The organism is Streptomyces sp. NPDC002156 (genome assembly GCF_053593675.1).
This window is the reverse complement of the sequence record NZ_JBSFDA010000139.1, coordinates 1-20,895: the sequence shown is the minus strand read 5'-3', so window position 1 is coordinate 20,895 and position 20,895 is coordinate 1. Positions and strand designations below refer to the sequence as shown.

General features: G+C 72.1%; 17 protein-coding genes and 1 tRNA gene. 11 read left to right on the top strand and 7 right to left on the bottom strand.

Translation table 11 applies throughout. The annotated features are described in order from the left end of the window. Nucleotides 1–58: 58 nt before the first annotated feature. On the top strand, nt 59–1,486 hold the full coding sequence (locus tag ACWCRB_RS37475; RefSeq protein ID WP_451000324.1) for a GH1 family beta-glucosidase: 1,428 nt from the start codon (nt 59–61) through the stop codon (nt 1,484–1,486). A 296-nt stretch (nt 1,487–1,782) separates the two neighbouring features. Here the strand turns inward: ACWCRB_RS37475 and ACWCRB_RS37470 are convergent, their stop codons facing one another. Then, nucleotides 1,783–3,165 (bottom strand): sensor histidine kinase, encoded by a 1,383-nt coding sequence (locus ACWCRB_RS37470; RefSeq protein ID WP_451000323.1) that lies wholly within the window; start codon nt 3,163–3,165, stop codon nt 1,783–1,785. Further along, nucleotides 3,162–3,866 carry a response regulator transcription factor gene (locus ACWCRB_RS37465; protein ID WP_235478433.1) on the bottom strand — a complete coding sequence of 235 codons (705 nt, stop codon included), beginning with the start codon at nt 3,864–3,866 and terminating at the stop codon, nt 3,162–3,164. Before ACWCRB_RS37465 ends, ACWCRB_RS37470 begins: the two co-directional genes overlap by 4 nt. Before the next feature lie 119 nt (nt 3,867–3,985). Between ACWCRB_RS37465 and ACWCRB_RS37460 the strand changes: the two genes are divergently transcribed. After that, complete coding sequence (locus ACWCRB_RS37460) at nt 3,986–4,513, top strand: hypothetical protein (protein ID WP_451000322.1); 528 nt, start codon at nt 3,986–3,988, stop codon at nt 4,511–4,513. A 16-nt stretch (nt 4,514–4,529) separates the two neighbouring features. Here the strand turns inward: ACWCRB_RS37460 and ACWCRB_RS37455 are convergent, their stop codons facing one another. Together ACWCRB_RS37455 and ACWCRB_RS37450 are read right to left on the bottom strand one after the other, a co-directional pair. Then, on the bottom strand, nt 4,530–5,399 hold the full coding sequence (locus ACWCRB_RS37455; protein WP_451000321.1) for a spermidine synthase: 870 nt from the start codon (nt 5,397–5,399) through the stop codon (nt 4,530–4,532). A gap of 24 nt (nt 5,400–5,423) precedes the next feature. Beyond that, nucleotides 5,424–5,855, bottom strand: coding sequence for a hypothetical protein (locus ACWCRB_RS37450; protein ID WP_235478430.1), 432 nt, complete (start codon nt 5,853–5,855; stop codon nt 5,424–5,426). 280 nt (nt 5,856–6,135) lie between these two features. Here ACWCRB_RS37450 and ACWCRB_RS37445 point away from each other — a divergent pair, with 280 nt between their 5' ends. Then, complete coding sequence (locus ACWCRB_RS37445) at nt 6,136–7,611, top strand: hypothetical protein (RefSeq protein ID WP_451000320.1); 1,476 nt, start codon at nt 6,136–6,138, stop codon at nt 7,609–7,611. Nucleotides 7,612–8,081: 470 nt separating this feature from the next. Here ACWCRB_RS37445 and ACWCRB_RS37440 read toward each other — a convergent pair whose 3' ends face one another. Further along, nucleotides 8,082–8,678: a histidine phosphatase family protein gene (locus tag ACWCRB_RS37440; RefSeq protein ID WP_451000319.1), complete on the bottom strand. Its 597-nt coding sequence runs from the start codon at nt 8,676–8,678 to the stop codon at nt 8,082–8,084. Nucleotides 8,679–8,961: 283 nt separating this feature from the next. On the opposite strand from ACWCRB_RS37440, the gene ACWCRB_RS37435 reads away from it, so the two are divergent. The 7 genes from ACWCRB_RS37435 to ACWCRB_RS37405 all read left to right on the top strand — a co-directional run bounded on the left by ACWCRB_RS37435 (nt 8,962) and on the right by ACWCRB_RS37405 (nt 15,737). Beyond that, nucleotides 8,962–9,945, top strand: coding sequence for a phosphatase PAP2 family protein (locus ACWCRB_RS37435; RefSeq protein WP_451000318.1), 984 nt, complete (start codon nt 8,962–8,964; stop codon nt 9,943–9,945). After that, on the top strand, nt 9,896–11,083 hold the full coding sequence (locus ACWCRB_RS37430) for a hypothetical protein (RefSeq protein WP_451000317.1): 1,188 nt from the start codon (nt 9,896–9,898) through the stop codon (nt 11,081–11,083). The genes ACWCRB_RS37435 and ACWCRB_RS37430 overlap by 50 nt, the downstream gene beginning before the upstream one ends. Beyond that, nucleotides 11,074–12,714, top strand: a complete 1,641-nt coding sequence (locus tag ACWCRB_RS37425; RefSeq protein WP_451000316.1) for a hypothetical protein — start codon at nt 11,074–11,076, stop codon at nt 12,712–12,714. The genes ACWCRB_RS37430 and ACWCRB_RS37425 overlap by 10 nt, the downstream gene beginning before the upstream one ends. Before the next feature lie 169 nt (nt 12,715–12,883). After that, the gene (locus tag ACWCRB_RS37420; protein ID WP_451000315.1) at nt 12,884–14,236 is read left to right on the top strand and encodes an AAA domain-containing protein; all 1,353 of its coding nucleotides are present in this window, start codon (nt 12,884–12,886) and stop codon (nt 14,234–14,236) included. Between the two features lie 217 nt (nt 14,237–14,453). Continuing rightward, complete coding sequence (locus ACWCRB_RS37415) at nt 14,454–14,858, top strand: hypothetical protein (RefSeq protein ID WP_369037327.1); 405 nt, start codon at nt 14,454–14,456, stop codon at nt 14,856–14,858. 164 nt (nt 14,859–15,022) lie between these two features. After that, complete coding sequence (locus ACWCRB_RS37410) at nt 15,023–15,673, top strand: bifunctional DNA primase/polymerase (RefSeq protein ID WP_451000314.1); 651 nt, start codon at nt 15,023–15,025, stop codon at nt 15,671–15,673. Continuing rightward, a tRNA-Lys gene (locus tag ACWCRB_RS37405) sits at nt 15,664–15,737 on the top strand. Before ACWCRB_RS37410 ends, ACWCRB_RS37405 begins: the two co-directional genes overlap by 10 nt. Before the next feature lie 247 nt (nt 15,738–15,984). On the opposite strand, the gene ACWCRB_RS37400 is transcribed toward ACWCRB_RS37405, so the two are convergent. Further along, on the bottom strand, nt 15,985–17,328 hold the full coding sequence (locus tag ACWCRB_RS37400) for a M6 family metalloprotease domain-containing protein (RefSeq protein ID WP_451000313.1): 1,344 nt from the start codon (nt 17,326–17,328) through the stop codon (nt 15,985–15,987). 427 nt (nt 17,329–17,755) lie between these two features. On the opposite strand from ACWCRB_RS37400, the gene ACWCRB_RS37395 reads away from it, so the two are divergent. Beyond that, nucleotides 17,756–19,639 carry a putative bifunctional diguanylate cyclase/phosphodiesterase gene (locus ACWCRB_RS37395; protein WP_451000312.1) on the top strand — a complete coding sequence of 628 codons (1,884 nt, stop codon included), beginning with the start codon at nt 17,756–17,758 and terminating at the stop codon, nt 19,637–19,639. Between the two features lie 47 nt (nt 19,640–19,686). Here the strand turns inward: ACWCRB_RS37395 and ACWCRB_RS37390 are convergent, their stop codons facing one another. Next, the gene (locus ACWCRB_RS37390; RefSeq protein WP_451000311.1) at nt 19,687–20,787 is read right to left on the bottom strand and encodes an LLM class flavin-dependent oxidoreductase; all 1,101 of its coding nucleotides are present in this window, start codon (nt 20,785–20,787) and stop codon (nt 19,687–19,689) included. Between the last annotated feature and the right edge of the window lie 108 nt (nt 20,788–20,895).

The following is a 20,895-nucleotide window of genomic DNA, read 5'->3' as shown; positions in this document are numbered from 1 at the left end:
CCCCACTTCCCTCTCCTCCTACCCGTCGGTCTCCACGACCTCCTATGGGAGCGCTTCCATGACTGAGCCCGTTACCCCGGTGACCTTTCCTCCCGCCTTCCTCTGGGGCGCAGCGACCTCCGCGTACCAGATCGAGGGGGCGGTGCGGGAGGACGGCCGCACCCCCTCCATCTGGGACACGTTCAGCCATACGCCGGGCAGGACGGCGGGCGGCGAGCACGGTGACATCGCTGTCGACCACTACCACCGCTACCGCGACGACGTGGCGCTGATGGCCGACCTCGGCCTGACCGCGTACCGCTTCTCGGTCTCCTGGTCGCGCGTGCAGCCGACCGGACGTGGTCCCGCGGTCCAGCGCGGGCTGGACTTCTACCGGCGCCTCGTCGACGAACTGCTCGCCCACAACATCAAGCCGGCGGTCACCCTCTACCACTGGGACCTGCCGCAGGAGCTGGAGGACGCGGGCGGCTGGCCGGAGCGGGAGACCGCGCTGCGGTTCGCCGACTACGCCCAGATCATGGGCGAGGCGCTGGGCGACCGCGTCGAGCAGTGGATCACGCTCAACGAGCCCTGGTGCAGCGCCTTCCTGGGCTACGGCTCGGGTGTGCACGCCCCCGGCCGTACCGAGCCGCTGGCCTCCCTCCGGGCCGCCCATCACCTCAACCTGGCGCACGGGCTGGGCACTTCGGCCCTGCGCGCGGCGATGCCGGCCCGCAACACGGTCGCGGTGAGCCTCAACTCGTCGGTGGTGCGGCCGCTTTCACCGACCCCGGAGGACCTGGCGGCTGTCCAGAAGATCGACGACCTCGCCAACGGCGTCTTCCACGGCCCGATGCTGCACGGCGCCTACCCGCAGACCCTGTTCGCCGCGACCTCGTCGATCACGGACTGGTCGTACGTCCTGGACGGCGACCTCGCGCTGATCAACCAGCCGCTGGACGCGCTGGGCCTCAACTACTACACGCCCACGCTGGTCTCGGCGGCCGAGGAACAGCCGACCGGCCCGCGCGCCGACGGCCACGGCGCGAGCGACTTCTCGCCATGGCCGGGCGCGGACGAGGTCCTCTTCCACCAGTCGCCGGGCGAGCGTACGGAGATGGGCTGGTCGATCGACCCGACCGGCCTGCACGACCTGATCATGCGCTACACGAAGCTGGCCCCGGGCCTGCCGCTGTACGTCACCGAGAACGGCGCCGCCTACGACGACAAGCCCGACTCCGACGGCCGCGTCCACGACCCGGAACGCATCGCCTACCTCCACGGCCACCTCCGCGCGGTCCGCCGCGCGATCGCCGAGGGCGCGGACGTCCGCGGCTACTACCTCTGGTCCCTCCTGGACAACTTCGAATGGGCCTACGGCTACAGCAAGCGCTTCGGCGCGGTGTACGTCGACTACGCGACCCTCGCCCGTACGCCGAAGTCGAGCGCCCTCTGGTACGGCCGCGCGGCGCGGAGCGGCACGCTGCCGCCGGCGAACGCGGAGTGAGCGACCTCGGCTGACGGGGGTCGACCGCGGGTCGGGGCGCGGCACTGGAGGGGGGTGCCGTGCCCCGGCGGGTCAGCTCCGCTGGTTGGGCGGTTTCGTTGTCGGGTGCGGGCCCGGTGGGGGCTGGTCGCGCCCACGCGGCGGAGCCGCATATCGATACAGCCCCGCGCCCCTAAAAGCAAAAGCCCCGGCCCTGCGGGCCTGAAAAGCACGGGGCGCAGCCCCTGCTTTTCAGGGGCGCGGGGAACTGCGCGACCAGCCCCCACCGGCCCGCACCCGACAACGAACTCGAGACATCAGGTTCCGGAGTGCCGGCGGCGCCAAGGTGTCCCCGTTTTCCGGTCCCGGTGTCCTCGGCGTACCGGTGCTCTGCCGTCCAGTTGGATCCAGATCCGTATCTCCGTGCCGCCGAGTACCGATGAGCCGATGCGTACGTCTCCGCCCGTCGACTCCGCGAGTCGGCGCACGATGTCCAGGCCCAGGCCGGTCGAACCGGCGCTGCCCGAGCCGCGCCCTCTGGCCATCGCGGCCTCGGGGTCGGTGATGCCGGGGCCCGCGTCCGAGACCAGGACGATCACCGCGTCGTCGCCGTTGTGGACGTCGACCGCGAAGGCGGTGCCCTCCGGGGTGTGCCGGAAGACGTTGCCGAGGAGGGCGTCGAGGGCGGCGGCCAGGTCAGCGCGGGCCACGGGTATGCGTACCGGCCGGTCCACGCCGGCCACCCTCACCTTCCTCCCCTCGTCCTCCGCGAGCGCCGACCAGAAGGCCATCCGCTCGCGCACGACCTCGGCGGCGTCGCACCCGGCGCCCGGTCCGGCGACCGTCGTCTGGGGTTTGGCCTCGCGGGCGGTACGGATGATCGTGTCGACCTCGTGCTCCAGCTGGGCGACCGCGGCCCGGGTCTGGTCGGCGGCGGGCCCCTCGCCCAGCGAGGCCGCGTTCAGCCGCAGTACGGTCAGCGGCGTGCGGAGGCGGTGGGACAGGTCCGCCGCCAACTCCCTTTCGTTTGCGAGCAGTTGTACGACCTGGTCGGCCATCGAGTTGAACGCGACCGCCGCGAGGCGCAGTTCGGCCGGCCCTTCCTCGGGCACTCTGGCGCCCAGCTTCCCCTCCCCCAGTTCGTGCGCGCCCTCGACCAGGCGCTGGGCGGGCTGCACCATGCGCACGCCGAGCCGGTCGGCGACGGCGACCGAACCGACGACGAGGACGGCCCCGACGCCGGCGAGCACCGCCCAGGCCAGGCCGACGCCGTTGCTGACCTCGGCCTCGGGGACGTACACCTCGACGACGGCTATCGCGCCGGAGCCGATCGCGACGGGCTGGAGGAGGGTGGACCCGCCGGACACCTCGGTGGTGGAGGCCCGGCCGAGTCTCCGGACGGCCTCGATGTCGGTGTCGGTGGCGCGCTGCCGCCCGAGATCGACCGCGCTCGTGCCCCCGCTCGCGGGGATGTGCACGGCCATGCCCGCGTCCGAGCCCGCGGAGGCGACGACCCGTTCCAGTTGATCGCGGTCGGTGGTGATGGAGAGGGCGGGGGCGACGGCCGCGGCCTCCCGCTCGGCGTTGGAGAAGGCACGGTCGCGGGCCATCTCCCGGATGACCAGCCCGAGCGGCACCGCGAAGGCCACCACGACCATCGTCGTGACCGCCACGCAGACTTTCACCAGCGCCCACCTCATAGCGGCGGCTCCGCTCCCGGCGGCGCCAGCTTCACGCCGACGCCCCGCAGGGTGTGCAGATAGCGGGGCTGCGCCGCCGTCTCGCCCAACTTCCGCCGCAGCCACGACAGATGGACGTCGATCGTCTGGTCGTCGCCGTACGACTGCTGCCACACCTCCGCGAGCAGTTCCTTGCGCGCGACGACGACACCGGGTCGCCCGGCGAGGAAGGCGAGCAGGTCGAACTCGCGGCGGGTCAGGTCCAGTCGTACGCCGTCCAGTTCGGCCTGTCGGCGCAGCGGGTCGATGGCCAGGCCGCCGACGCGGATGACGGAGGAGGGAGGAGTGTCCGCGGGCGCTGTGCGGGCGCGGCGCAGTACGGCGGCCATGCGGGCCGACAGGTGTTCGACCGAGAACGGTTTGGTGAGGTAGTCGTCCGCGCCCGCGTTGAGCAGCCGGACGATCTCCGTCTCCTCGTCGCGCGCGGTGGCGACGATCACGGGCACGTCCGTGATTCCGCGCAGCATCTTGAGGGCCTCGGACCCGTCGAGATCGGGCAGACCGAGATCCAGGATCACCACGTCGAAACGGAAGTGGGCGACCTCGCGCAGCGCCTCAAGGGCGGTGCCGACGCTGCGCACGAGGTGCGCGGCATCGGTCAGATGCCGGATGAGGGCGGAGCGCACGAACTGGTCGTCCTCGACCACGAGCACACTTGCCATGCGCCGCACCGTACGCCAATCCGGCGAGCCGGGTCCGGCCCTGTGGATAACTCCTCCACAGCCGCTCCCGGTCGGCAACAGGCGACACCGGTGGGGCGCGTGAGGCAGTATGACCGGCGATGCGCAGAGGACTCGTACACCTTCTGGCGTGGACGCTGGCCACGGGCGCGGCGGCCACGATGACGTGGTGGGGTGTGCACACGGTGATGGCGGGAACGGCGTACGACCCGCCCCGCGCGCTCCCCATCACGGCGGCCGACTCGGTGCGGCAGAAGTCGATCGTGCAGGAGCCCGCGGCGCAGACGCCGAAGCCGCTGCCCACGGCGACGAGCCCGACACCGACACCGACTCCGACCCAGGAACCCAGTCGGTCCGCCACGCCCACTCCGACTCCCACCCCGAGCGCGACCGCTTCCAAGATCCCGTCCACGGTGAAGGCGTACGACACCGACGGCGGGCGGGCGGTGTTCGACCTCGGGACGGACTACGCGACGCTCGTGTCGGCGACGCCGGGAGCGGGCTGGTCGATGCAGGTGTTCAAGACGGAGACCTGGATCCGGGTGGAGTTCAGCGCGGGCGCGGACCGGGTGTCGGTGTTCTGCACCTGGCACGACGGCCCGCCGCACGTCCAGATCCTCACCTACTGACCGGCGACCGGCCGGCTCAGCGGAACACCGACGGTGGTGGCGCCGGTGAGGCGACGGCCGCCGCGTCCGTGACCGGTACGGCGCCGCCGGTGAAGTCGGTGAGGGCGCGCCCGTGTTCGAGGCGGGCGGGGTGCGGGTCGGAGGCCGCGCGGCGGGTCAGTTCGGCGATGGGCAGCGGGTGCGCGGAGGCGACGAGCACGGCATTGCCGAACCGTTTCCCCCGCAGCACGGCCGCGTCGGCGATCAGGGCCAGCTCCGGGAAGACGACTCCCACGGTGGCGATCTGGCCGCGCAGGTGGGCGAGCGGCGGCCCGTCGGCGAGGTTCGCGGCGTAGCAGCCGGCGTCGTTCACGACCCTGCGTACGTCCGTCAGGAACTCGACCGACGTCAGGTGGGCCGGGGTGCGGGCGCCGCTGAACACGTCCGCGATGACGAGGTCGGCCCAGCCGTCGGGGACCTTGGCGAGTCCTTCGCGGGCGTCGGTGGAGCGCACCCGGATCCGGGCGTTCGGGTCCAACGGCAGCTCGCGGCGGACCAGTTGGACGAGGGCCGCGTCCCGTTCGACGGCCTGCTGGGTGGACCGGGGGCGGGTCGCGGCGACGTACCGGGCGAGGGTGAGGGCGCCGCCGCCGAGGTGTACGACCTGGACCGGCTTGCCGGGCGGGGCGACGAGGTCGATCACATGACCGAGGCGGCGCTGGTACTCGAAGGAGAGGTACGCCGGGTCGTCGAGGTCGACATGGGACTGCGGGGCGCCGTCGAGGAGCAGTGTCCAGGCGCGCGCCCGGTCCCGGTCGGGGATCAGCTCGGCGAGCCCGCCGTCGACCGTCTCGACGACGGCCTCGGCGGCCGGCTGTCCGCGCCGCGCGTTTCTGGACTTTCCCATTCCCCCATTATCGGGGCCACCGGCTCAGTGCCGGTTGTCGGCGGCCTCGATGAGCCGGGCCGCTTCGCCGAGGGCCGCGCGGAGCACCGCCGGGTCGGTGGCCAGGTCCGCCTCGCCGGGCGGGAGCAGCCAGTCCGAGCCCTCGACCGGGGGTTCGGGATCGGGGACCGCGAGGCTCAGGCCACGCCCATTGGTCTCCGTGCAGGTGCTTCCGGGGACGTCCCAGGCGGCGGCGGTGCCCGGCGGGACCAGGAAGGCGAGGGTGTCGCAGCCGTCGTCGTGCAGTACGGGGCCGACCGCGTCGCCGGCACCCCTGCGCAGGATGTCGACCGCTTCCAGCCCCTGCCGGGCCGGGACCGTCACCAGATCGCAGTCGGGCAACGCGGGTGCTGTACGCGTTCTGAACGGCGTACACGGATCGGTGCTCTGGCTGATCTCCATCCCGGCCTCCACCACGGAACCCCTCCTAGTGCGAGTGGGTCGGGAGTTCGGGTGGCTCCCGGTCCACCAGGCTCAACGCGCCAGAACGTCAACGGCTACGGCACAAGACCGCCGCAAAGGATGGCAGTTCATGGCAGATCGTGGATGAGATATCCGGTTTGTAGCCAAACCCCGCGTGGTGGGTCGTGCACAGCGGGTACGTTCTTGCCCGCCGGAAACAGGGCGTCCGATGGATAACTGTTCCAACTCGCCAGGATTCCGGCACGGTTCGACGGTTCGCAGAGAGGGCCCGGCCATGACGTCGTCAACGGTGACCTCGTCGCAGTCCCCACGGCCGCCACGGCCGAACCTCGCCTTTCGGCAGTTGCGCGGGCAGCGCTCTCCGGGCGAGTTCGCCGCGGCGGTACGGCGGGCCGCCCGCGAGATCGGGGAGCGGGTGAGCTGTGACGCGCGTTACATCGGCCGGGTCGAGGCGGGCGAGATCCGCTGCCCCAACTACGCGTACGAACGGGTGTTCCTGCACATGTTCCCCGGACGGACACTCGCCGACCTGGGGTTCGCACCCCGCGCTTCGGTGCGCGGGCGTGGGGCGCGCGAAACAGGGGACACGCCCCCTGCGCACCTCGCGATCCCGCCGTCCGGCACCGGTGAGACAGCGGGGGTGCACGAGCCGTATGACACGCAGGACGCACAAGAAACACCCGACACGTACGACACGCAGTACCCGTACGAAACGCACGACAACTACGAGGAGAGCGACGTGCTGCGTCGCGCATTCATGGCGGGCGGTGCCACTGTGGCAGCCGCCTCCCTGAGCCCCTTCGGGCTCACATACGAGGCTTCGGCCGCGGGCCGTCCCATGCGCCGCGTCGGCGCCGGCGAGGCGGGGGCCCTGGAAGAGGCCGTACGCCGGATCAGACTGCTCGACGACCGGCACGGCGCCGACGGTCTCTACCGGCGCGCGGCGGCTCCGCTGCGGGCCGCCTACGAACTGCTCGACGCGGGCGCGGTACGGCAGACCACCGCCGACCGGCTGCACGCGGGCGCCGGTGAACTCGCCATCTCCGTCGGCTGGCTGGCCCACGACTCGGGCCGCTTCGACGACGCGCGCTCGCACTACGCGGAGGCGCTGGCGACGGCCCGGGTGGCCGGGGACGCGGCCCTGGAGGCGCACGCCTTCTGCAACACGGCGTTCCTCGCGCGCGATGCGGGGCGTCCTCGCGAGGCGGTCAGAGCGGCGCAGGCGGCTCAGCGCGTGGCGCGGCCACTGGGCTCGCCCCGGCTGATGTCGCTGCTCGCGCTGCGTGAGGCGGGCGGGTGGGCGGGGCTCGCCGACCGCGCGGGGTGCGAGCAGGCGCTGGCGCGGGCGCAGGGGCTGTACGAGCGGGGGCCTTCGGAGGCCGATCCCGAGTGGATGAGCTTCTACGGCGAGGCCGAGCTGGAGGGTCTTGAGGCGCAGTGCTGGTCGACGCTGGGCGACTGGCCGCGGGCGGCTCGGCACGCACGGCGGGCGGCGCACCTTCAGAACCCGCACTTCACGCGGAACATCGCGTTGTACACGGCCGAGTTGGCGGATGACCTGGCCCGTGGTGGCCATCCGGACGAGGCGGCGGCGGCGGGTATGCGGGTACTGGACCTGCTGGACGAGGTCCAGTCGTCGCGCATCCAGACGATGCTGGCGGCGACTGCTCGGGTGCTTTTGCCTCACCGGCGGGCGGCGGGGGTGTCGACGTTCCTGGAACGCCACGCGAGCGTGCCGCGCACGGCGTGAGCGACTCGGCTGCGGGTGGGTGGCGGTTCGTCGCGCAGTTCCCCGCGCCCCTGGAAACCCCGCCATCCCTCGCTGTTCGGCTGCGGGTGGGTGGGGGCTGGTCGCGCAGTTCCTCGCGCCCCTCAAAGACCCGCCCGTCCCTCGCTGTTCGACTGCGGGTCGGTGGGGGTTGAGCGCGCAGTTCCCCGCGCCCCTAAGGGCGCCCCAGCGGGCGGAGTTCGCAGGCACCGCACTGTCAGGCTGCGGGCACGCGCGATGCCCGCCCAGTCCACCCGGCTGCAGGCGCTCGTGATGCCCGTCAACCCGCCTAGCTGCGGGCACCTGTGCCGTTGGGCGGTGCCCATCCTGGCGGTGCCCGTCGAACCCGCATAGCTGCGGGCATGCGTGCCGCTAGGGGCGGCTCCCGTCCCAGCGAGAGCGGCACCCCGTACAGCGCCGGGCTGCGCGACCCACCCCCGGCACCAGCACCCTCAGCCGGTCAGGTGGCCCACGTCGTTCCAGGTCTCTATCGCCGGGGCGTCGTACGCCCAGCCCAGTACCGACAGTGACGTCGGGTTCAGTCTGATGCGGGATGCGAAGTCGAGCGGGAGGCCCAGCCAGCGGGCGCCGATCGTGCGGAGTATGTGGCCGTGTGCGAACACCAGTACGTCTCGGTCCATCGACCGCGCCCACTCCACCACCTCGTCCGCGCGCGCGGACATCGACTCCAGGCTCTCGCCCCCAGGGACCCCGTCCCGCCAGATCAGCCAACCCGGCCGGACAGCCTGGATCTCCGCCGGGGTCATGCCCTCGTACGTTCCGTAGTCCCACTCCATCAGCGTGTCCCACTCGGTCGCCCGCTCGCCGAAGCCGGCTATCTCGCACGTCTCCCGCGCGCGTGCCAGCGGACTCGTGCGCACCTCGACCCCGGAGAGGCCGTCGAAGGGCGGCCGGTGGAGACGTTCGCCGAGCAGTTTGGCGCCGTGTCGGCCCTCCTCCAGGAGGGGGACGTCGGTCCTGCCGGTGTGCTTGCCGGCCAGCGACCACTCCGTCTGTCCGTGCCGGGCCAGCAGGATGCGCGGTGCCATGAGAGACCCTTCCGGGGGAGACGGTGAGCGTGGCGGACGAGGTAAGAGGCGAACGTCAGGGGGCGATCAAGTGAATCAGGGGTACCGAAAGGCGGAAAAGCAAAGCGGGACCCCTCCATCATCGCGCACGCTGTGCGGGGGCAACCCGGGGGTCGATCTTTGCGTCCTGTGTGACAGGGGCGCCTGATGGGGCGTTCACGTACACCGTAAAATCGGACGAACCGCAGGCCACCGACGACCGGAGGCGCAGCTCGACGGGGACAGAGAGTGGGAGAGAGATCGGATGCCGCGGACCGATACTGCACCGACGGAGCCCGTCGCTCCCACCCGCCTCCGCTGGTGGACCGAGCTGCCACTGATCCTGCTGGTCTACGCGTGCTACTCCGCCGGACGCCTGCTGGTGAAGGGCAACGAGTCGACCGCCGTCGAGCACGGCCTGGCGATCCTCAGGTTCGAGAAGGACCTCTGGCTCAACGCCGAGCACCCGCTCAACCGCCTGTTCACCCGCGAACCCTGGATCGGCATACCCGCCGACTTCTGGTACGCGTCGCTGCACTACATCGTCACCCCCGCCATCCTGATCTGGCTCTTCCGGTCCCGCGCCGTCCGCTACCGGGCGGCCCGCACCTGGCTGATGACCTCGACCTTCATCGGGCTCATCGGCTTCACCCTGCTGCCCACCTGCCCGCCCCGGCTCCTCGATCCCGGTCACGGCTTCGTGGACACGATGGCCCAGTACAGCTCGTGGGGCTGGTGGGGCGGCCAGGCCAGCGCCCCGCGGGGGCTCGGCAGCATGACCAACCAGTACGCGGCGATGCCGAGCCTGCACGTCGGCTGGTCCCTGTGGTGCGGAGTGATGCTGTGGCGGTACGGCGGTACGCGCACCACCAAGGTCCTGGGCGTCGCGTACCCGCTGATCACCACGATCGTGGTGATGGGCACCGCCAACCACTATCTCCTCGACGCCGTCGCGGGCGCCGCCGTGATGGGCCTCGGGCTGCTCCTCGCCCCGTACGTCATGCGGAACGCGGACCGGGCGAAGGTGTGGATCACGGTACGGATCACGGCTCGCGTCGCGCCCGGCTCAGCGCGCTCTCGCGGCGCAGGGGCCTCAATTGTCAGTGGTGGATGCCAGACTGCCCCGCGTGAGCGAATTCCAAGGCAGCGCGAGTCCGTCTTCGGGCCAGGGGCAGGGCCGGGCCCAGGGGCCGAGCCCGGTGCCGCTTCCGCGGACGCCGGGGACGGCGCTGCGGCAGCGGCTCGCTGAGCTGCGCGGTCCGGACGTACCGCCGAAGGCGCTGGACGCGCGTGCCCTCGCGGCCCTCGCCGCCAACCCCGGGTGCAAGCGGCGCTCGATCCTGGACGGCGCGGGGGTGAACAAGGCGACGCTGGCGAGCGCGCTGGGCTCACCGTCCGGCTTCGGGCAGTCCCAGTTCGCGCTGGCGCGCGGCAACACCTTCGAGGCCCGGGTGAAGGCCGACGGCGGCGCGGAACTGCTCCGGCTGGTGCACGAGAAGCTGGACCCGGGTGCCGTACCGCCGACGGAGGCCGAGGTCCCCGACCTCACGGCGACCGGCCCGGAAGGCCGCACCGCGCGGACTGCACTGGCTCTGCGGGACGCCCACCTGGCGAGGAGCGAGAGCGGTGCGGGCGGCTGGACGCTTCTCGACCACCCGATGCTCGCCCTGGACGTCGCGGGCTCACCCGCCTTCCTGGAGCCGGACGCGGTGGTCGTCCACCCGGACGGCGGCTGGACGGTCGTGGAGATCAAGTCCTTCCCGATGCTGGACGGTTCGGCGGACCCCGCGAAGGTGGGCGCGGCGGCCCGCCAGGCCGCGGTGTACGTACTGGCACTGGAGGAGGTCGCCGCCCGGCTCACCCAGGACGGCACCGCCCCGGCGCCGACCGTCAACCACCGCGTCCTGCTGGTCTGCCCGAAGGACTTCTCCAACCTCCCGGCGGCGTCCGCGGTCGACGTCCGCAAGCAGCGCGCGGTGACCGGCCGCCAGCTGTCCCGGCTGACCCGGATCGAGGACATCGCCGACACCCTCCCCGAGGGCACCTGCTTCGCCCCGGACCTGCCCACCGCCGAACTGACGGCCGCGGTCGAGTCGGTGCCCGCGGAGTACGCGCCGGAGTGCCTGTCCGCGTGCGAGCTGGCCTTCCACTGCCGGGACCGCTCCCGCGCGCGGGGCGCGGTGACGTCCCTGGGCCGTTCCGTACGGGCCGAACTGGGCGCCCTGACCACGGTCGACGACGTCCTGGCGGCGGCCCACGGCCGGTCCGGCGACCCCGAGGACCCGACGGTGGCCGCGCTGCGCAGAGCGGCAGCCCTGCGCGCGGAGGCGCTGAACACCCCGAGCGTGTCCCTTCCGCCGTCTTTGGAGGGGGCCGCATGTCGCTGATCGCCACTCTCGCCCGTCTGGAAGCCGTCAGCACAGGCCGCGCGCAGCCCACCGCGACCGTCCGGCACCGCCACCTCTCCGAGCGGCCGCTGGTCCTCGTACCGCTGACCACCGCCGGTGAGGCCGGGGCTCCGCTGGGCGCGCTGGTCGGCGACGACCGGGACGCGCCGCGTCTGCTCGTCGTACCGCAGCCGCGCGACCGCGACCTCAGGTTCGCGTTCCTCGCCGAACTGGCGGACGTCGTCCTGCCGTTCATCGACTCCTACGCCGACGCCGTGGAGGCCGCCGAGCGCAACGAGACCGACCCGGAGACCGGCAAGAGGGTCAAGGTCGAGGTCGAACTGTGCGCGGACGCACCCCAGTTGATCCTCCCGAGCCGCGCCGGCATCGACTTCGTCCGTCTGCTGGGGCGCTCGATGCGCTTCCGGCGTACGGCGGAACAGGACCCGGAGACGCCGCATCCCGCCCCGCCCCGGGTGCCGTTGCTCGGCCGTTGGTTCACGCACTACGGGGAGCGGGCCCGGGTCCCCGGCTCCGCGCTGCTCCTGGCGCTGACGGACGTGCTGTCGCGGCACTGGGCCACCGGGCAGTCCACGCTGGAGGACCAGCATCTGAGCGCGCTGCTCGCCTGGATCGACCCGCCGGACGGGGAGTCGGGCGCCGAGGCCGCGCTGCGGGCCGAGTTGGCGCGGGACGCGAAGGGGCAGTTGCTGTGCCCGCCGGCCGGTCCGGCGACGGACCCGGCGTTCGACAACAAGCTGCTGGCCCCCGCGATCGAGCGCTTCAACCGCGCGCGGACGGCACACGCCGCCGCCGAGGACGGATTGGAGGCGGACGACCGACTGGGTGAACTCACCGCCGCCGAGCGGGAGTTGCACGCCCTCGTCGAGAGCCGTACGCGGCCCACCTGGGACGCGGTGTGGCACGGCCTCGACCTGCTGCGGGCCCTGCCGGAGGGTGCCCACGCGGCCGACCGGTGGACGCGCGACCGCTGGTCGTTCACCGGCCACCGCGACCGGGTCACCGCGGGCGAGCCCCCGCAGCCGCGCCGCGACGACGCGGTGACGGCGGCGAACAAACTCGCCACGCGCGAGCGCGAACAGGCCCGTCTGGAGGCTCAGGAGGCCCTGGACGACCCGCTGGTGATGGCGGGGCGGCGGCTGTCCGGGGAGGCGTTCGCGGGCGAGGTCATCGATGTCGTCATGACGTACAGCGAGGGCAAGCGCCCGAGTCCGCGCCCGCTGGTCACCGTCCGCACGGACGACCGCCCGCAGCTCGGGGAGCGCGCGAAGGTGTACCGCTCACTGGGCGGCAAGCCACAGGCGGCGGAGTTCGTACGCCACGAGGACGGCCCTGAGGACGGTCCGGGCGCGGAGGGTTCGGGAGCGGAGGGTTCGGTGATCGTCCTGCGGGTGGTCGACAAGATGGGCCGGGGCAAGGAGCCGGAGGCCGGGTCGGTCCCGGAGAAGGGCGACCTCGTCTGCTTCACCCTCTTCGAGCACGAACAGCGGGGCGGCGCGAAGCTCCCGGACGCGGACCAGACCCCGTGGACACATGGCGGACCCCCGGGCGAGCAGGCGGCGACGACGGTTCCGGAGCCCGACGCGGTGACCGAGGAGGACGTGCTGTGAACGCCGGTTCACGAAGGGGCGGTTCGGCCGTCGGCGCTCGACGGCCCGGCCACGGCGTCGAGGGGGACGCCCGGATGGCCACCCGCTCGCGCAGGAGCACTTCCGCCCCCAGCACTCGCGAGCCCCGTCTCGCCCCTTCCCTCCGCCCCACCCCCGAGGAAGGCCCCCTGTGACCGCCGCCCGCACCCCGCAGGCCTCCTTCGACCCCGGGGCCGCCGCCGGCCGGGCCACCGACGCGATCCTGCGCGACACGCTGCACGGCACCCACCGCGGGGTCGTCGTGGACTCGCCGCCCGGGGCCGGCAAGTCGACGCTCGTGGTCCGGGCGGCGCTCGAACTGGCCGAGGCCGGGCGGCCGTTGATGGTCATCGCGCAGACCAACGCCCAGGTCGACGACCTTGTCGTCCGGCTCGCCGAGAAGAACCCCGAGCTGCCGGTGGGGCGCCTGCACAGCAGTGACGCCGACCCGTACGACAAGGCGCTGGACGACCTGCCGAACGTACGGAAGTCCGCGAAGGCGGCCGAGCTGGCGGGCCTGGACGTGGTCATCTCGACGGCCGCCAAGTGGGCCCACGTCAAGGTCGACGAGCCGTGGCGGCACGCGATCGTGGACGAGGCGTACCAGATGCGCTCGGACGCGCTGCTCGCCGTCGCCGGACTCTTCGAGCGGGCGCTGTTCGTGGGTGACCCGGGTCAGCTGGACCCCTTCTCGATCGTCGGCGCGGAGCAGTGGGCGGGCCTGTCGTACGACCCGTCGGCCTCGGCGGTCACGACCCTCCTGGCCCACAACCCCGAGCTGCCCCAGCACCGCCTGCCGGTGTCCTGGCGGCTCCCGGCCTCGGCGGCGCCGCTCGTCTCGGCCGCGTTCTACCCGTACACGCCGTTCCGCAGCGGCACCGGCCACGGCGACCGGCGGCTCGCCTTCGCGGTCCCGTCGGACGGCTCGGGCCCGGACCGGGTCCTGGACGAGGCAGCCGAAACGGGCTGGGGCCTGCTGGAGCTCCCCGCCCGGCACACCCCTCGTACGGACCCGGAGGCGGTACGCGCGGTCGCGATGGTCGTACGCCGCATGCTGGACCGGGGCGGCGCGGCCACCTCGGAACGCGGCCCCGAGCCGACGCCTCTCACGGCCGACCGGATCGCGGTCGGCACCGCGCACCGGGACCAGGCGGCGGCGGTCCGGGCGGCGCTCGCCGAACTGGGCGTCGAGGACGTCACCGTCGACACGGCGAACCGGCTCCAGGGCCGGGAGTTCGACGTGACGGTCGTCCTGCACCCCCTCTCCGGCCGCCCCGACGCCACCGCCTTCCACCTGGAAACGGGCCGCCTCTGCGTCCTGGCCTCCAGACACCGGCACGCATGCGTGGTGGTGTGCCGGGCAGGCGTGACCGACCTCCTGGACGACCATCCGTCGACGGAACCGGTACAGCTGGGGGTGACGGTGAAGTTCCCCGACGGCTGGGAGGCCAACCATGCGATGCTGTCGCATCTCGCCGAGCACCGGGTGGCGTGGCGGCCGTGACCCGCACTCCGCCGGCCGACCGGGCAGACGCCGCCCCACGCCGCCGTAGCCGCAGATCAGGTGCCCTTTCGGGTGAGGCCGTGGCCTACTTGCGCGGGCGGGGGACAATGGACGGTGGCCCGGCTCGACCGGCGGGCCTGTCGACCGTGTGCCGTACATGCCCTGGTGCGTGAGCGGTACGTACGAACGGTGCGGAACCGTACGAGGAGGAGAAGACATGGCGGAGCCCACGCCGCGTCGCAACGAACCGCGGCTACGCCCCGCGCCCCTGCTCTTCGAGCCCACGCAAGTGGCCGACGACCCGGAGCACTTCTTCGACCTGGAGTCGATCGACGACCCCCGCGCGCTGCTGACCCGCGCCACGGAGCTGACCCAGGCGTTCCGTGCCGCGACCGACCGCGCGGTCGAATACCAGGCGATGGCGGCGGCCCAGCTCGCCGACCCGCGTCGCTTCGACCGGCTGACGACCGCCGACATCGCGGAGCGCGCCGAGTGGACCGAGGACTACGCGAAGAAGATGGTCGAGTACGGCCGTGAGCTGCTGCGCGGCGGCGGGGAGAACGCGAGCGGCGGGGGCAGCAGTGGCGGGGGCCATGGCCACGGTCACGTCGACCCGGTCTGACCTCTGACCTGGTCGGACACGCTCGTTACCGGCTCGGACCGGCCCTGCCTCGAAAGTCCGTGCGGCATATGCAGTAGGGCAAGGTACTCCAGCTCGCCCCCTCCTGTCCCGGTTTCCGGCAACCCTCGGAGATCGCGCGCTCACTGCCGGTAGATCTAGACGTCATGAGCAGCACTTATTCGGATGTCTCGGGAGTCACCTCGGAGGGCGCCGCATGGCTCGCCTCCGCAGGAACGTATCCGCGCAGCACGCTCTCGCTCTGGGCCGAGCGGCCCACCGCCCCGCTCGTCCTGCCCTGCGGCACCGCGTTCGACGTCGTCAACGCGCCTGCCGTCTTCGGCCGGAGGATGCTCGACCGCCTCTGGGACGAGGGTCCCGGCTCGGGCCCGGTGGCCGCCTACCGGGGCCGGATCCTCCTGTTCGCGGCGCTGGGGACCGCCCAGCGACTGCCCTCGCTTCTGAGGTGGGAGGAGTGGGGCTCCGCCGGCGAGTGCGGCGATGACGACGACCCCGGTACCGGGCGTCGGCACTCGGTTCCGCCGCTCCTGTGCCACGGCCGCGGCGACGCCGTGACCGTCCCCGCGCTGGCGACCGACGACACCGAGTATGAACAGGTCACCGAGGGCAGGCCCCGCCCCGAATCCCGCTGGGTCGTCGCCCCCGACACCTGCCGTCCCTGGCTTCCGGGCCCGGAGATCCTGCTCTGGGCGGCCGTACGAGCGGCCCGTGCCGCCGTCTCCGGTGGCCTGCGGATATCGATTTTTCCTCCCGCCGATCAGGGTGCTAAGGTCTACGACGTCAGCAGGCGCCGCTAGCTCAGTTGGTTAGAGCAGCTGACTCTTAATCAGCGGGTCCGGGGTTCGAGTCCCTGGCGGCGCACAGACGATCGAAGGCCCCCTGCGAAAGCGGGGGGCCTTCGGTGTTGAGATGAGCCACTCCGGCGCACAGGGATGGTCAGGGGTTCGACAGGGGCGGCTGGGGGTCCGGGGGTTATCCCCCGGATGACACAGCATCAGCGGGTCCGGGGTTCGAGTCCCTGGCGGCGCACTTTGTTGGTCGATTGGCGGGGCTGTTTTCGAACAGTCCCGCCAACGTCGTTTCCGCAGTCCCTTCGCTGCCGCTCGGCTCAGCCGGACGTGATCTCCACCGTCCACGCCCCCGACGGCGTACGGCCCTCCACCTCCACGCGGACGTTCTCGCCCGGCACCGTGAAGCTCTCGCCGAGGGCGACGGGCGCGTCCGCGAGGGGCGGGTAGACCGAGTCCTCCCAGCAGGCCTCGGTACGCGGATGGGCGTCGACCACCTCGACCGGGCCGCCGCCCGACTCGGCCCCGCTCTGCACCCGGTAGACGAGGACGCCCTGTGTGCACGTCGCGCTGTCGTTGCCCGTCGTCCCCCGGGCCTCGAAGGCGAGCGCCCGGTCGGCCCCGGTCCGCACGACGGCCAGTTTCACCCCGTCCCCCTGCCCGAAGACCGGTGCGCCGGCCGCGCCCGCTTCGCCACCCGCGTTCGCGTACGCGGTCGTAGCCGGATGGGCTCCCAGCGTTTCCAGGGTCAGGCGGGTCGAACCTCCCCCGCGTACGCACGCCACCTGGCGCGGTTGCAGCCACCCGAGTTTCCACTTGTGCCAGGCGAACAGGTCCGGCGCCAGTCCGAACTGGCTGCCCATCAGGTCCCAGTCGCCGACGTACGTGTCCCAGTCGCCCTTGCCGTCCATGGGCCGGTGGTAGAGGTCGGGCAGGTCGAAGACGTGGCCGGTCTCGTGGGCGAGGACGAGCCGGTCGGGCGGGTGGTTCTCGAAGACGGTGACGACGCGGCGGATGTCCGTGCCGTCGGCCCGCAGCGGGACGTCCAGGTTGACGACCTTCGTCGCGTCGGAGTCGACGCCGGGCGCGTCCGGGTCGGCCACGAAGTAGACGATGTCGTAGCGCGAGAAGTCGACCTCACGGTCGGCGGTGGCGAGCGCGTCGCGCAGATAGGCGGCGCGGTGGGCTGCGCTCCAGTCCCGCTGTATGGCGTACGCGGTGGACGGCTTCGGCATGCGGAGCCAGCGCTGGAGCGGGTGCGGGCGCAGCGTGAATCGGCCGTACGAGGCGCGGTCGAAGAAGTCGCTGGTGGCCGGGAAGTGGTCGGCGGCCAGTTCGGTGGGGGTGGTGCGCGGGGGCGCGTCCGGGAAGGAGAGGAACACCATCACGGCGTCGAGGGCGCGGGACGGGCGCGGATAGGCCGCGTTCCAGGTGTCCAGGCCCTCCGAGTGGTGGGCGTCGGTGCGTTGCAGGGCGCAGGGCTGTGCCGAGAAGGGTTCGGCGACCGAGGGGTCCGCGATGATGGAGGTGGCGGCGAGGGCCGTCATGGTGGTGAGGACGGCGGCGGTGCTGCGCAGTCGGGGGCGCGGTCCGTCGCACGCGAGCCCCTTGAGCCCCGTCAGGGCGTCACGGGTGAGCCCCTTGAGGGGGAGCTGACGCAGCACGCAGACCTCCGGATGCGGTTCGGGGACACCGCAACCCAGCCTGTGTGATCTTGTGTTTATATGCCCTGTTTGTCTGCACCAGAAGGGTGATTGGGCGTCGAACAGGGGTCGACCGGGCATGCTGACAAGCATGTGAGGACTCACCCGTTGTGGAGCGACACCCCGAAACACTCACGGAACGTCACAACCGATCGAGGGCGAAGGAACCCGTCCAGGCGCGGGCAGAAACGATCTGTCAGAACCGGCGGTCGTTCATGGACACTGGACAGTGGCTGGAAGGGCTTGGGGCCAGCCTCTATGATCGGCACACTTTCCTGGCACTTCCCTGACACTTTCCTGCACGGACCTGGCCAGGGCGGCGGTTTGCCGCCCGGTCGGCCGCCCGACGGGATCCATATGAAGACCGAGTGCACTGCGGGAGCGAGCGGTGAGCGGAACGTCCGAAGGGCCGGCGCCCGCGGTAGAACTCGTCCGGCCGGCCGTCACACTGAGTAACTTCACCACGTCCTCTACGTCATCCTCCCGCGTGGCCGGGGGTACGAACCTGCTGCGTGCGGCGTTCGCGGCGGCCCCGCTGGCGATGGCCGTGGTGAACCGCGAGGGCCTGATCGTGGAGGCGAACGAGTCGCTGGGCACGCTGCTGGGCATCGCCCCGGAAGCGCTGGCCGGGCGGGTCGCCGCCGATCTGGTGGACCTGGCGTCCGACACGCGGGCGTGGCACGCGTACCGCGAGGTCCTGCGCGGCCGACAGGCACGACTGCGCTGCACGCGCCGTCTCAAACACCCCGACGGGCACTCCCTCTGGGCGCAGGTCACGGTCGCGCCGCTGCCCACGGAGGGACCCGAGGGGGCGCTGGGGGCTCGGGCGTACGGGGGCCAGGGCGTCCTGCTGTCCGTCGCCGACATCAGTGCGCGCCGTGAACTCCAGGCGCGGCTGCGGCACTTGCAGATGCACGATCCGGTGACCCGGCTGCCCAACCGCGCGCTGTTCTTCGAGCGGCTGTCGGCGGCGTTGGAGGCGGAGTCGTACGAGCAGAGCGGGACGGGCCGGATCGGTCTGTGCTACCTGGACCTCGACGGTTTCAAGGCCGTCAACGACACTCTCGGCCATCGTGTCGGCGACCGGCTGCTCGCCGCCGTGGCCGAGCGTCTCACGCGCTGCGCGGAGGAGGCGGGTCTCGCCCGGGGGAACCCGGGAGCTGTCGCGCCGCTGGTGGCGAGACTGGGCGGCGACGAGTTCGCGCTGCTGGTCGAGGACTCGACGGGCACCGACCAACTCGCGGACCTGGCCGAGTCGGTGCTGAAGGCGCTCCAGCTGCCCTTCGACCTCGCCGGTCAGCGGGTGTCCGTATCCGCCTCGATCGGTGTCGTGGAACGGCATGCGGCGGGCACGACCCCCACGGGCCTGATGCAGGCCGCGGACACGACCCTGTACTGGGCGAAGGCCGACGGCAAGTCCCGCTGGACGCTCTTCGACCCCGAGCGCAACGCCCACCGGATGACCCGCCAGGCGCTGTCCTCCACGCTCCGGCCGGCCATCGAGCGGGGTGAATTCGCCCTGGACTACCAGCCGTTGGTGGGCATGGAGGACGGCCGGGTGCACGGTGTCGAGGCGCTGGTGCGCTGGCACCACCCCCAGTTCGGCACCTTGACGCCGAATCGCTTCATCGGGCTGGCCGAGGAGGACGGTTCGATCGTGCAGCTGGGGCGCTGGGTCCTCGCCACGGCCTGCCGCCAGGCCCGCCGCTGGCAGCTCGAACGCCCGGACGAGCCGCCGATCTTCGTGAGCGTGAACGTGGCGGTACGTCAGGTCTGGGACTCGGATCTCGTCGCGGACGTGGCGGAGATCCTCGCGGAGACGGGCCTGCCCGCGCAGCTGCTCCAGCTGGAACTGACGGAATCGGCGGTCATGGGCTCCGCCGGGCGGCCCCTCCAGGCACTCCAGGCACTCAGTGACATGGGGGTGGGCATCGCGATCGACGACTTCGGCACGGGGTATTCGAACCTGGCCTACCTCAGCCGGCTGCCCGTGTCAGTACTGAAACTGGACGGATCCTTCGTTCGCGGGTTCCAGTACGAGGGTGAGGGCGTCGCGCCGAATCCGGCCGACGAGATCGTCGTCGAGGCGATGATCCAGCTCGCGCACCGGCTGGGGCTGACGGTCACCGCCGAGTGCGTGGAGACGGCGGCGCAGGCGGCTCGGTTGCGGCGTATCGGGTGCGACACGGGGCAGGGGTGGCTTTATTCGCGGCCTGTGGGGGCGGATCGGATTTCGGTGCTGATGGGGGGAAGTGCCTGTCGGCAGGGGTGAGTTGGCCGTCCCGTCGGCCGTCGGCTTCATCCACCCCTGCGGCTCCTTCAGGCTGTCGGCAGGCCGTACGCGTCCGCGATCAGTTCGTACGAGCGCAGCCGCAGGTCGCCCCGGTGGGCGTGGGCCGTCAGCATCAACTCGTCCGCCCCTGTGCGCTTCTGGAGGTCGTCCAGGCCTGTGCGGACCTCGTCCGCCGTGCCGTGGATGATGTTCGTCATCCAGGAGTTGATGAACTCCCGTTCCATCGGGCTGAATTCGTAGGCCTCCGCCTCCTCCGGGGTCGGGAACAGGCCCGGCCGGCCGGAGCGCAGACGCGCCATGTTGAGACCCATCGCCAGGACCTGGCGGCGGGCCTCGTTCTCGTCGTCCGTCGCGAGGGTGGAGACGCCGATGAGGGCGTACGGGGCGTCGAGGACAGCGGAGGGCTGGAAGGACTCGCGGTAGAGGTCCAGGGCCGGGACGGTGTTCTGCGCGGAGAAGTGGTGCGCGAAGGCGAAGGGGAGGCCCAGGACGCCGGCCAGGCGGGCGCTGAAGCCTGAGGAGCCGAGCAGCCAGATGGGCGGGCGGTGGGTCGACTGGACTCCGCCCGGGGTTGTGGACTGGATCGGGCCCGGGATCGCGTGGATGCGGTGGTAGGGGTGGCCGGTCGGGAAGTCGTCGTCCAGGAAGCGGGTCAGCTCCGCCAGTTGCTGGGGGAAGTCGTCTGCGCCCTCGTTGAGGCGGTCCGTGCGGCGGAGGGCCGCGGCGGTCGCGCCGTCCGTGCCCGGGGCTCGGCCGAGGCCCAGGTCGATGCGGTTCGGGGCCATCGCTTCGAGGGTGCCGAACTGTTCCGCGATGACCAGGGGGGCGTGGTTGGGGAGCATGACTCCGCCGGAGCCGAGGCGGATGCGGTGGGTGTGGGCGGCGAGGTGGGCGAGGATCACGGCGGGTGAGGAGGAGGCTACGCCGGGCATGGAGTGGTGCTCTGCTACCCAGTAGCGGTGGAAGCCGCGGGATTCCGTGAGGCGGGAGAGGGCGACGCTGGTCTGGAGGGCTTGGGTGGCGGTGTGGCCGGAGCCGACTGTGACCAGGTCCAGGACGGAGAGGGGGGTGGGGGCGGTGCCCTGTGTTGTGCCTCGGATCTCGTCTGTGGTCGCGTCTGCGGTCACGGTGGGGCCTCCTGCGAGAACCGCGCGGTGATCCAGAAGCTCGTGACCGACGCGGGCAAGGGTGCCCAGGTCGCCTCCGCCGTGAGCCCCTTCCAGGCCGACGCGGTG